We start from the raw sequence: 12816 nt of genomic DNA on the forward strand, positions 1-12816 counted from the left end.
TATGTATGTTTTTATAAGTCCGCTATATCTATATTTTGAATTAATTGCTGAACATCATCTATTGCCACATTACAATTTATTTTAGCATACACAAATGTTTCATCAGTTTCATCCACTAAAACAATTACTCTTTTAATATTGCCGTTTTTCTTTTGTTTAATACTCACATTCACTAATGTCCCATCATCTATCACTCGCAATAATTCTTCATATTCTTTCTTCTCCATCCGAGCTAATTTTCTATTGATTTTTGCATCGGAAATATTATAATAGTCACCTTCTCTTACACAGAGATTTAGATTTCCGATTTTTGATGCAAATTCCATCGCAGCCTGCCCCTCTATTTCACTGTCACTGATATAATCATCTGATATTCCTGAAAAAACTTTGATAAGTAAACCAGGTATCCACAGATTTAATTTTGTTCCTTCTTTCTCCGTAATGTTCGCATGTAGATTATTTGCATTAAATATTAAACACAAAATAATAATAGCTAGTAATTTTTTCATTGCTTACAGATTAAATCAGTTAAATTATTTATCTAAATTTTTTAATTCATCCAAGCCTTCAATATCCATGCTGTCGGCAAGCTTTGATATTTTACTTAAATCAATTTGTCCGAATATATCTACCAAAACAAATTCATCACCCGAAACTAAAATCAGCAATTCATTTATCACTTCTTTATTTGCCGGATCTTGCCTAACCAACAAGCGCACTTTATCTCCTTCATCATACACAGTTAATAACTCATCAAAAGCATCTAACGAAATTGCTGAAGAAGCTTCTTTATATAACTCTGCAGATTTTGTGTATGCATCTTCCTGATCATACACCAAAACTCTGATTCCTTGAAGTTCGCCAATCATATCTGTTATTTCGGCTTCTGATTCAGGTGCAGCACTTGCTACAAGTTCAAATAATTTTTCTGAGATCATAACGCTGGTATAACCTTCCTTGCCTTCATATTTTTTGAAGAACTCATCCACTTGTCTATTTTGTGCAAACGCAATTGTGGAAGCGGCAAAAGCCATAAGGATTAAAGTAATCTTTTTCATAATTTATTTTTTAAGTGTTTAAAATGATTTACACACTTATGGCGCATAGCCGATGAAAAAGTTACAGAAGAAAATATTTTTTATTTGCGAATGCCGTAAATAAAGGCACTGAACTGAAGTAACTGATTAAATAAATTATTGTAACGCTGTGTAATATTCACCGGTGCGTTAGTCATGTCAGGATAAATTGCAAATAATTTTTTTAATTCTTTAATCTTGCCTTCAATGCTGTAAATAAATCGCTTTGCATCCCAACCTAAATATTTTGTTTGCTGTGGATCTAACAGATGTTCCGTACTTAATTTTTTATTATTTACAAGCTGATTAAAATGGAAATTTTTTTCAAAAGCAGCGTCAATAGCTTTTGCTTCTAAAACATTTGTCAATTCCTTTTTATCTACACCTTCATTATTGCGATGTTCTAACAGCAAAAGATTATCACGCATTTCACGCAGTAAATTATTCTGCACTAAATCTTTTGACTTGGCTCTGGTATCCAGAAATTGGATGAGCTCTTTAAAATTTGAAATACCTGTGCCGATGTAATCTGTCATATCGGTTCAAAATTACAAAAGTTGTAAAGTTGATTTTAAAACACAAACACCTGACTTAATTAAGGATGTTGCTTTTTCTTTTTAATGGATTGTTGTTCCCACCAAACAGGAGATTTATCATCCGGATCCAGATTGTAGTTTACAGTAATCTCTTCACCTGCTTCAATATCACGCAGGCTTACAAATTCTAATACATTGAAATCAAAGTCAGGAACATATTTCGCATTGGGTGTATAATCATGATTGTATAAAGAACCATATCCCATTGCAAGTGCACCTTTTTTTCCATTATTTCCCCACTCAAAATAATACTCATATAAAAAAGTGTCATTCACACTTAATCTGTCTTTAGCACTAAAAACAATCATAGGACAAACCTCGATAGTTTCTCCTTTCAATATTTTCTTTGTAGTGAACACACCTCTCCCTCTGTCGGCGGTGCGTGAAATCAATAAATGTCCGGGTGACTGCGGAGTAATGCTTCTATATTTTTCCATTGCGATTGCTGCTTACAGGCTTTCAAAAACCTTATTGATTTTTTTATTAAAATCAGTCTTCAAATTATTAAAGTGAGCCTTCATTGATTTTTCTTTCTTTAATAATTTAGAATCATTGATGTCTTTAATCATTTCTTCATAGATAGCAAGTAACTTTTCAGTTTTAGCTTCCACTTTTTTTGAATCAGCAGTTAATAGTACATAATCTATTGCAGCAGAAATACTGTGATTCACTCGTTTTTTTAATTCTCTTTTTTTCATAATTGTATGGTGGGTCAAAGATAAATATCTTTGCACTAAATTCTAATTATATGTTTGATTTAAGTAAAGCCATGGAGCTCAAGAAAAAAATGGAAGAGATGAAAAGCAAGTTGGATTCTATTTCTGTGGATGGTATTGCGGGCGATGGCAAGTATAAAGTAACTGTTACGGCAACTGCAAATAAAACGATAAAAAATATTGACATCAGCAGTGATTTAATACAAGGTGGCGATAAAGATTATATTGAAGATTTGATATTAACTGCTATCAACAGGGCAATGGATCAGGCGCAAAAAGTATCGGAAGCTGAAGCAAGAAGCTTAGCAATGAGTGGCGGACTTCCAGATCTTGGGCTTTAAGGTGCTATCTTAAAAATGGCTGACTTTACCCGTCTGCCTTCTGCATCTTCTAATATTAAGGCTTGGGCTTCGGGTACCTCGAATAATTGTTGAACATTACGAATTACACCAACGGGAATTTTATTTTCTTCACATGATTGCATAAAATTTTTACTTGAAATCGCTGATATTTTTTCTTGCAATAAGGGTAATAATTCTTTTCGATGTACAACTCTCTGCACATTGGTTTTATATGATAACTCTTTTGCAAGTTGATTTAAGTTTAATAGTTCACACAAATTTTTAAACTGTTTATCTGTGCCAACTGCAAGTACAAATTGGATTTCATCTTTTGTAGTAACTACTTCTCCATAAGGGGCAATGTTTGGATGCAACAAACCCATGGGTTGTGGCAAATGTTCTGCATTTAACCAGTTAGAAGATTGATTAGCCAAAGATGCAATAGCCGCATCCCAGAGTGAAACAGTAACCTGCATTCCTGAATTTGAATTTTGTCTGTTTAACAAGGCTATTAAAATTCCTTCTTTCAATTGATGTGCTGCAAACAAATCAATTATTGCTACCGGAATTTTACACAATGTATTTTTATCTATTCCATTCATGCTGAGCCATCCAGTTTCTGCCTGCATCACCATATCAAAAGCAACTCTGTCTGAGTTTGCATCAAATCCAAATATTTGCCCATAAATAATTTTTGGATTTATTGTTTTTAGTGTTTCATAATCTACATTTAGTTTTTCAGCATCACCTTTCTTCCAATTACAAATTATTATATCTGCATCTTTTACTAATTCCAACATTCCTTTATAATCATCCAAATTTTCCAAATCAAGAAATACATGTTCCTTATTCCAGTTGACACTATTAAAATAGGCAGATGTTTTTTCTGAATTAATTTCTTCGGGCAGTTTCCAAAATCTTGCAGCATCACCACCAGTTTTTGGATTTTCAATTTTAATAACCTTCGCTCCCATTTCGGCGAAGAACATTCCCACCGCAGGTCCTGCTAATATCCCTGCAAACTCAATCACTTTTAATTTGTTAATCATACGGTGTAAATTTATCTAATCAGCAATATCTACTTTAGCAAAATGAATGTAAATAATATTTCGAGATGGATACGTATTGTAATCGGTACTTTTCTAACTATTGCTTCTATAACAGGTTGCGTCTTAGCTTTTAGGGAAGGTGATAAACAAACGGGATATCTTCTTGTTGTTGGTTCTGTGTTGGCAATTATTTATCTGTACTCTGTGCTTTCCGGTAAATCAGGTTTTGGGAAAATATAAATAGTGCACAATATCTTTTTGTTGAAATCGTCAATTTATCCATTAAACCCATTATCCTTTTATGCTAAAGCGTTTCGCATTCCTTCTTGTATTTATTCTTGGAATTGACATATATGCTTACCAGGCATTTCTTTCTATTTTCGGCAATAGTATATTGTTACCCATAAGTTATTTCGGACTAACAGGCATATTGCTTTTAGCGTTATTTATTTTTTTGAATAATAATTTAAGGTCAAGACTAAACATTCCTCAACAACTCAGTGCTTCATTAATTTTTTTACTATTATTTCCAAAAATTCTCATCAGCATTTTCATGTTGGCGGAAGATATTATTCGACTGCTGAAAATCGGTATTAACCAATTGTGATTCATGTATTTAATAATGAAAGCTTTTATTTGGGAATTGAGCGTTCTTTCGTTTGGAGTTGGCTTGCAATAGGCTTTACTTTTCTTCTGCTATTTGCTTTTGTTTACGGTTCTGTATTCAATGTATATAATTATAAAGTGCGCAAAGTATCGTTGAAGATGTTGCAATTACCCAAAGCATTTCTGGGATTAAAAGTGGTGCAAATTTCTGATATTCATTCCGGAAGTTTATCTGATAAAAGTGCAATACAAAAAGCTGTAAACACCATTAATGCTTTAGATCCGGATCTTGTATTATTTACCGGCGATCTTGTAAATAATATTGCCACTGAAGCTTTGCCACTTGTAGAAATTTTTAGAGGAATACACTCTAAACAAGGTGTTTTTTCTGTTTTAGGAAATCATGATTATGGTGATTATATGCAATGGGAAAGTCCTGAGGCTAAAGTTCAAAATCTGAATCATCTGAAAGCATTACACAATCAAATGGGTTGGCGATTATTATTAAATGAACATGTGCAAATAGAAAAGGACGGTGAGAAAATAATTGTGGCAGGTGTTGAGAATTGGAGTGCAAGCAGCAGGTTTCCAAAACATGGGAAATTACACCAAGCATTAAATGGTATTCACGAAACTTTTACTGTCTTGTTATTATCGCATGACCCTTCGCATTGGGAAGCAGAAGTATTAAATCATCCTGCAAAAATTGATGTCATGTTTGCCGGACATACACATGGAATGGAATTCGGTATGGAGATATTTAATTTTAAATGGAGTCCCGTAAAATATTTTTATAAACAATGGGCAGGCTTATATGAAAATAACGGCAGCTACCTATATGTAAACCGTGGATTTGGCGTAATCGGTTATCCTGGTCGTGTTGGTATATTACCCGAAATAACTTTGTTTACATTAGATGCGAAAGAAGTGTAATACCAATGCATAAATCCATTCAAAACCATTACAGTAAACTGATTGCAGATTATGATAAATTATTGCAAACAGTAAATGTACTTCCGGCAGAAATAATTTATCAGCCGATGCAGGAAAATAAATGGAGTGTGGTGCAAACATTACAGCATTTAAATTTTTCATTCATTTCAAGTATAAATTATCTGAAGAAAAAATTACAAGGCGATATATTTGAATACAATCCCATTGCCGGCTGGGTAAGGTCATATTTACTTAACAGTCAATTGCGTACTACCAAAAAATTTAAAGCACCCAAAGGATTGCCCGAACCAATTCAATTAACCACAATAGAAACTGTAACTAAAGAATGGAACACAATGCAATCCGATTTAAAACAGTTATTGGATGAATTACCGAATAATCTTGTAAATAAAAATATTTTTCGTCATCCCAGAGTGGGATTAATTAATGCATCTCAAATGATTACATTCTTTTCTGCGCATTTATATCATCACGAACAACAAATTCAACATTATTTATCTGAGAAAAAGCGATAAGATTTTTTTATATTTGCACCCAATAAATTAAATCGTTTTTATTATCATGACCGTTATTATTTTCTTCATTGTCCTCTGGTATTTTTCCCTATTTTGTCAAACTTTTTTCCAACATCGTTATGCGGCGCATAGCATGTTTAAAATGAGTAAAGGCTGGGAGAAATTCTTTTACATATTCACTTTTATCACTCAAGGTTCTTCCTACCTGTCGCCATATGCCTATGGTGTTTTGCACAGGCTCCATCATGCCCATACAGACACTGAGAATGATCCGCATTCACCAAGTTATACAAAAGGATTATTTCCATTAATGCTAAAGACAAGAGTTATATATCAGGAAATATTCAATGGCAAATTTCCGGTAGAAGAAAAATATTTAAAAAATTTACCACAATGGCGCAGCTTTGATTTGTTTGCCTCAAATATTTTAACTCGTATCACTTGGGGAATTGTATATATCGTTTTCTTTTACTTCTTTGCTACTGCATGGTGGATGTGGTTATTGCTTCCTTTCATTTTTGTAATGGGGCCTTTACATGGAGCTATCATTAATTATTTTGCGCATAAATATGGCTATAGAAATTTCAGCATTGAGGATACATCAAAAAATATTCTGCCATTGGATCTTATCATGATGGGCGAAGGATATCACAACAATCATCACAAACACATGGGAAGAGCAAACTTCGGTGTGAGATGGTTTGAATTTGATCCTACTTACCCTGTAATTGTAATACTGGCAAAGCTGGGTGTTATCCAAATGAATCGTGCCTGACGGCAATACAAGAACATCTTATTGATTGCGTTTAACGGAGTACAGTTAAATTCGCTCTAAATACTTCGTATCAATTTTCGCAATGGCATACTAATAATTGTGCTTTGCTTCATCACCGCATCTGGCTTTTCCCAGATGAGTAATGAACGGAGTAAAATGTTGTATCCAGTAAATGATTCTATTGTAATTGATACATTGAGCATTTTACAAAACAGCGAACGCATTATTCAATTTTTAAACGGTGAAGTAGTTTCAAATACCGCTTCTACATATGAGTTAGATTATTTTTCTTCAATACTGATATTGAAATATGCAATCATTCCAGATTCAATTTTAATTACCTACAAAGTATTTCCATTTTTATTCACTCAAAAATATTTTCATAAAGATCCGGCCAAATTAGATTCAGCAGAACTTAATCTTACTCCATTAATTTATGAATCAGAAAGTGTAAATCCCTATCTCGAATTAGATGGTTTGGATTATAATGGAAGTTTAACAAGAGGTATTTCTTTTGGCAATAATCAGGATGTGGTTGTTAATTCCAGTTTCAATTTACAAATGAGTGGTAAGTTGCAAAATGATGTCATGGTTTCTGCTTCTATTTCTGATAATAATATTCCTATTCAACCGGAAGGTAACACACAACAATTGCAAGAATTTGATAAAGTATTTATCAATGTTTCTAAAGATGAACAAGCACTTACTATCGGTGATTTCGAATTGTATAAACCCGAAGGATATTTTATGAACTACTATAAAAAATCGCAGGGTTTATATTATCAGGGTGGTTTTCATCCCGGTGGGGGTTCTTTAAAAACAGGAATTAGTTTCACTGCTGCAAGAGGATTATATGTGCGTCAACAATTAAATGTAATTGAAGGAAATCAAGGGCCTTATAAATTAACAGGTGCCAATGGTGAAACTTATATTATAATTCTTGCAGGAACAGAGCGTGTGTATGCAGATGGTATATTGCTAATTCGTGGTGCTGAAAATGATTACGTAATTGATTATAATTCCGGAGAAATTACGTTTACTCCAAATCAAATGGTTACTAAAGATATTCGTGTAACTATAGAATTTGAATATTCCGATCAATATTATTTCCGATCGCTGATTACAAATTCAAATACTTATACTTCAAATAATAATAAACTCAAATTACATTTTAATATTTACTCAGAACAAGATTCAAAAAACCAACCTTTAAATCAATCACTCGACAGCACACAACGCAATGTAATGGAAAATGTGGGCGACTCAATTCAAGATGCATTTGTAACCGGAATTGATATGACCACATTTGATGCAACCCGTATCATGTATAAATTAATTGATTCTTTAGGTTTTGATTCTGTATTTGTGTATTCAACAAATCCTGATTCTGCACAATATGTACTTTCTTTTACTGATCTCGGAATTAACAATGGAAATTATATTGTTGCAGCTACTTTAGGTAATGGTCGTACTTATAAATGGGTAGCGCCAATTGATGGTGTTCCGCAAGGATCTTTTGAACCTGTGATACTACTTGTTACTCCCAAAAAAACACAAATGATTAGTTCCGGTTTTCAATATGATTTAAATGCAAATAATTCTATCGGTGCTGAAATTGCGTATTCAAATAAAAATGTAAATACATTTAGCAAAATTGATAATGCTGACAATGATGGTATTGCAATTCAAACTAATTATGCAAATACTTATGATTTAAATGCAGATTCAAAATTGCAAACAAAACTGTCGTATGAAATGAAGGAAAAAGAATTTAATGTAATTGAAAGATATCGCCCTGTAGAATTTAATCGTGATTGGAATATTATTAATTCAGAAAAAGCAAATGAGCATTATGCTGTTGCTGATTTTGCTTTGCAATTAAATAATAGGGTTTTATTAAATGTAAATTCAACTGCTTTTGTACAAGAAGAAATTTATAATGGATTTAAACAAGCAGGTTCTGTACAATTCATTTATCCTAAATGGTTATTGTTTGCAAATGGCAGCTATTTAACTTCCAATGCCGATACAATTTCTACAAATTTCTTTCGCCCAAAATTAGAACTTACCCGCATTTTTGTAAATGCAAAAGGATTAAATACAGGTGTATATTATGAAGGTGAACACAATCGTTTTAAAGCACTCAATGATTCACTTACTACTTCCAGTTTTTATTACGATCAGTTTACTTATTTTTTAAAATCTTCTGATACTGTTGCAAATACGTTTAATGCATCCGTAGTTATGCGCAATGATAAATTACCTTATGCCGGTGATTTTGTAAATGCAAATAATGGTGTTACTTATAATTTAATTGGTGGATTTAATAAAAATCCCAACAGTCGTTTTACTTATCAAGCAACTTATCGCACACTTGAAATTTCTGATACAGCACTCTCAGATTTAGAACCTGAATCTTCCATATTAGGTCGTGCGCAACATAGTTTAATAATTAACAGAGGCTTGGTTACGTCTGATATTTTTTATGAATTAGGAACCGGTCAGGAACCCCTGTTAGAATTCACCTATGTGGAAGTAGAACCCGGTCAGGGAAGTTACACATGGATTGATTACAACAACAATGGAGTACCGGAATTAAATGAATTTGAAGTAGCTGCATTTTCTGATCAGGCAAATTATATTCAAGTATCAATTCCCACTGAAGGATATATTCAATCTAATATTTCACAGTTTAATTATTCAATTGGAATCAACCCGAAAATTGTGTGGTTTGATTCGAAAGGGTACAAAGAATTTATCGGGAGATTTTCAGTTGTTTCTTCTTTACAGTTAGGAAAAAAAGTACTGGACAATGGCGATTTAAATGGCTATAATCCATTTGCAAATGTGCCCGATTCTTTATTGGTGAGTTCTAATAGTTTTTGGCAAAACACGTTGTATTTTAATCGTGCTTCATCTGTATTTGGAATTGATTATACCTATCAGCAAAATTTTACAAAATATGTGTTGACCAACGGACCAGAAAGCAGAGACAGAATTGAAAACCGGATAGTAATGCGATATAAAATTCTAAAACCATTATTGTTTAATCTCACTTTCACCAACGGCAATTCTGATTATATATCCGAAGCATTCGTTGGAAGAAGTTATAATATTCCCTTTTATACAATCGAACCAAGATTAAATTTTATCAGCGGAAGCAAATACAGAATTACAGTGTATTATAAATTTAATTCAAGTGAAAACATAGAAGGAAATGAAACATTAAAAGGCAATGAAATAACTGCAGACATTCGCTATAATGTAGTTACGAAAAGTACAATTACTTCACGCTTTTCTTTTGTGAAAAATGCTTTTGTGGGTGAGGAAGATTCACCGGTGGGTTATGCAATGCTTGCAGGTTTGCGCAATGGAAATAATATTTTATGGAACCTGAATTTCGACCGTAGACTTTCGCAAATATTACAACTGACTATTTCTTATGAAGGCCGTAAAACAGGAACTGCCGCAATTGTACATGTAGCGAGATTTCAGTTGAGGGCGATTTTTTAGTGAGTAGTGAGTAGTGAGTAGTGAGTAACATGAAAATGTTAAATTGTCGAATCGTGTAATCGTGTAATCGAAAAAAAACATTGGCAATTGGCGATGGCGAAGGCTAAAGCAGAAATATTTAAGTTGTTGGGGGAAATGTGGAATCGGTGAATCGGGAAAAAAGCGCTTGGAAATGGTGATGGCTTTTGAATCCGAGTAATCTTATTATCTGTAATTCAGACCTCAAAAAAATGAAATAAATAATCAGTAATGAGTGATGATTTTTTTTGATTGTCAATTGTCAACTGTCCATTGTCAATTGTTTTTAATTACTTTTAAATAAAAAAAAATGGATCCAAACGCAAACTCTCTCAACTGGTTCGAAATATCTGTAACAGATTTCAGCAGAGCCAAAAAATTTTATGAAACAATGTTTGACATCACCATGCAGGAAATGGAAATGGCAGAAACTAAGATGGCATTTTTTCCGGCAAATCCAGAAAGTGGTAAAGCGAATGGCTGCATCGCATTAAGTGAGATGCATACGGCAAGTAGTGATGGTGTAAAAATTTATTTGAATGGTAATCCTGATTTAAATGCCGCATTAAATCGTGTGGAAACTGCCGGAGGAAAAGTAACTATGCCGAAAACACTTATTGGAGAAAACAATGGTTATATGGCATTTTTTGAAGATAGCGAAGGAAATATTATTGGATTGCACTCGCAAGAGTAGTATTTGGAAAAATGGGGTTAAAATATTTTTTTGTAATAAAATTAATATTTATTGTTTTAGGTAAAGAAACGGAATAATCAATTTCCCTTTTTGTGTAATAATTAAAATACCATAACTTCCATTGGATAGCTGAGTAGGTAAGGTTATTTTTTGTTTGTAAACTCCTGCTGCCTGAGTATAGTTTTCGATAAATGTTTCAATAAATTTGCCATAAATATCGTATAGATAAATCGAAAGGATTTCTTCTTGCATCAAGGAATATTCGAGTTGGACAAATTCAATAACCGGATTTGGATATAGTAAAAAATTTTCGTTCGCAATATTGTCTCCAATTCCAATTGGATGTTCTACAGTTAAAATCGCATACTCGGAAGTATCCTTGCAATCCAAATTATTTGTTAAACATCTGAAAAATTGATTGTCATTCCCATCACTAATATCCATCACATAAAGTGTATCATTGTTTACGCCGGAATATTGCCCTGCATCAAATAAATTGATCCATCCAAAGCCAAGATTTGTTTGCCATTGAAATTCAGTACTATCACTCACACCAGAAATATAAAAGTATATATCGCTCTCTGCAATTGTATCAATATCTATAGGTTGTCCATCAATTGAATCGCAGGATTCCTGAAGTCTGCCAATATATCTGGCCATTGTTAAACACGACTCCCCACTTGCTATGCCACCGCCGGCGCAAATAATTTTGCCATCGGTTTGCCAGGCTGCCATATTAAGTTGTTCACTTAAAACACCTGGAATATTGGTTGTTACAATGCCATCATCATTGAATGAATTATCTAAAAGACCTTCAGTAGTATATCTTATTAAGGCATATTGATAACCACCAGGTAAAAAGGAACCTGCAGCTATAATTTTGCCATCAGGTTGAATGATCACTGATTCTGCAATATCGTTTTCTGACCCCAGATCCGTTTTTCTTATACCAGTGAAATTAAAACTACTATCAATTTTTCCATCACCAAAATATCTAGCAACAACAAAATCAAATTCAGGAAATTCTCCTGTATAACCTACTGCTACAATTTTACCATCCGTTTGCAGTGCAATAGCATTATTCGTATTCCATTCCTCAAAAAAATCGGAGACAACGATTCCGTCAATACCAAAATCCAGATCAAAAGTTCCAACAGTATCCAGCCTGAATAATACAAAATCATTATCTATACCATTAAAAGCAGTGCCGCCCACTAAAATATTATTATCAGCTTGAATTAATATAGAGCTAGCGGAAGCTGTTCCAGTTCCTAATCCAAAAGTTAGAATTCCATCTTCATTAAAATCAGAATCAAGTACACCGTTCTCCAAAAAACGTAAAACAGCAAAGGCATGATTTCCCAAATCACCGGAATATCCGGCCACTGCAATTTTTCCATCAGTTTGAATTGCGCCTGAAAGGAGTATTTGTTCATTTGTTCCTATATCTGTAGTTACTATACCATCACTCCCGAAATCCGGATCCAACGTGCCATCCGGAAGATATCGTGCAAGTGCGCAAATAGCTTCTGAACCCAAACTATTAACGTAACTATATCCAATTGCAATAATTTTCCCGTCGGTTTGTAAGACCAGGTTAGAACAGTAATCGCTAAATAATCCTATGGAAGCGACTGCTATGCCCATATCACCAAATGTTGTGTCTAAAGACCCATTATTATTGAACCTCACCAAAGCGAAGTCAGAAAAAACATCAGCAATACTGTATCCCCCAACTACAATTTTCCCATCAGGCTGAACAACTAAGGATGAAGCTCCATTGTGATTTTCGGAGGTGTCCAAAAATAGAGTCCCATTAAAATCAAAGGATGTATCAAGGTCTCCCGCAACCTGAGCAGCTACTTCATTAAAAAAAATAGTTAAACAAAAGCTAATAAAAAAAAATCCATTTTTCATCTGTATTAAATCTTGGGGAATTGATAACAAATATACATTTCTCAAT

At 33.4% G+C, this 12816-nt stretch carries 14 protein-coding genes; 7 read left to right on the plus strand and 7 right to left on the minus strand.

What is annotated here, in order from left to right; translation table 11 throughout:
- Window positions 1-11: 11 nt before the first annotated feature.
- The 5 genes from IPN31_12470 to IPN31_12490 all read right to left on the minus strand — a co-directional run bounded on the left by IPN31_12470 (window position 12) and on the right by IPN31_12490 (window position 2370).
- Complete coding sequence (locus IPN31_12470) at window positions 12-509, minus strand: DUF4252 domain-containing protein (protein ID MBK8682686.1); 498 nt, start codon at window positions 507-509, stop codon at window positions 12-14.
- A gap of 24 nt (window positions 510-533) precedes the next feature.
- Window positions 534-1058 (minus strand): DUF4252 domain-containing protein, encoded by a 525-nt coding sequence (locus tag IPN31_12475; GenBank protein ID MBK8682687.1) that lies wholly within the window; start codon window positions 1056-1058, stop codon window positions 534-536.
- Window positions 1059-1138: 80 nt separating this feature from the next.
- Window positions 1139-1612 (minus strand): hypothetical protein, encoded by a 474-nt coding sequence (locus IPN31_12480; GenBank protein MBK8682688.1) that lies wholly within the window; start codon window positions 1610-1612, stop codon window positions 1139-1141.
- 59 nt (window positions 1613-1671) lie between these two features.
- Window positions 1672-2109, minus strand: a complete 438-nt coding sequence (locus IPN31_12485) for an SET domain-containing protein-lysine N-methyltransferase (protein MBK8682689.1) — start codon at window positions 2107-2109, stop codon at window positions 1672-1674.
- 12 nt (window positions 2110-2121) lie between these two features.
- Entirely contained in the window at window positions 2122-2370 is a 249-nt protein-coding gene (locus IPN31_12490) for a hypothetical protein (protein ID MBK8682690.1), read from the minus strand.
- A gap of 98 nt (window positions 2371-2468) precedes the next feature.
- Between IPN31_12490 and IPN31_12495 the strand changes: the two genes are divergently transcribed.
- Window positions 2469-2729: a YbaB/EbfC family nucleoid-associated protein gene (locus IPN31_12495; GenBank protein ID MBK8682691.1), complete on the plus strand. Its 261-nt coding sequence runs from the start codon at window positions 2469-2471 to the stop codon at window positions 2727-2729.
- On the opposite strand, the gene IPN31_12500 is transcribed toward IPN31_12495, so the two are convergent.
- A complete protein-coding gene (locus IPN31_12500) occupies window positions 2726-3778 on the minus strand; it encodes a CoA transferase (GenBank protein ID MBK8682692.1) in 1053 nt (350 codons plus the stop codon). The two genes, IPN31_12495 and IPN31_12500, sit on opposite strands and share 4 nt — an antisense overlap.
- A gap of 42 nt (window positions 3779-3820) precedes the next feature.
- On the opposite strand from IPN31_12500, the gene IPN31_12505 reads away from it, so the two are divergent.
- From IPN31_12505 to IPN31_12530, 6 genes are all read left to right on the plus strand, one after another.
- Window positions 3821-4018, plus strand: coding sequence for a hypothetical protein (locus IPN31_12505; protein ID MBK8682693.1), 198 nt, complete (start codon window positions 3821-3823; stop codon window positions 4016-4018).
- A gap of 363 nt (window positions 4019-4381) precedes the next feature.
- Window positions 4382-5317: a metallophosphoesterase gene (locus IPN31_12510; protein ID MBK8682694.1), complete on the plus strand. Its 936-nt coding sequence runs from the start codon at window positions 4382-4384 to the stop codon at window positions 5315-5317.
- Window positions 5318-5322: 5 nt separating this feature from the next.
- Entirely contained in the window at window positions 5323-5853 is a 531-nt protein-coding gene (locus IPN31_12515; protein MBK8682695.1) for a DinB family protein, read from the plus strand.
- 46 nt (window positions 5854-5899) lie between these two features.
- Window positions 5900-6628 carry an acyl-CoA desaturase gene (locus IPN31_12520; protein MBK8682696.1) on the plus strand — a complete coding sequence of 243 codons (729 nt, stop codon included), beginning with the start codon at window positions 5900-5902 and terminating at the stop codon, window positions 6626-6628.
- A gap of 135 nt (window positions 6629-6763) precedes the next feature.
- Window positions 6764-10141 (plus strand): hypothetical protein, encoded by a 3378-nt coding sequence (locus IPN31_12525; GenBank protein MBK8682697.1) that lies wholly within the window; start codon window positions 6764-6766, stop codon window positions 10139-10141.
- Between the two features lie 328 nt (window positions 10142-10469).
- The gene (locus tag IPN31_12530) at window positions 10470-10853 is read left to right on the plus strand and encodes a VOC family protein (protein MBK8682698.1); all 384 of its coding nucleotides are present in this window, start codon (window positions 10470-10472) and stop codon (window positions 10851-10853) included.
- A 48-nt stretch (window positions 10854-10901) separates the two neighbouring features.
- Here IPN31_12530 and IPN31_12535 read toward each other — a convergent pair whose 3' ends face one another.
- Window positions 10902-12770: a hypothetical protein gene (locus IPN31_12535; protein MBK8682699.1), complete on the minus strand. Its 1869-nt coding sequence runs from the start codon at window positions 12768-12770 to the stop codon at window positions 10902-10904.
- Window positions 12771-12816: the final 46 nt, after the last annotated feature.

This window comes from Bacteroidota bacterium, assembly GCA_016715425.1.
GTDB lineage: Bacteria > Bacteroidota > Bacteroidia > Chitinophagales > BACL12 > JADKAC01.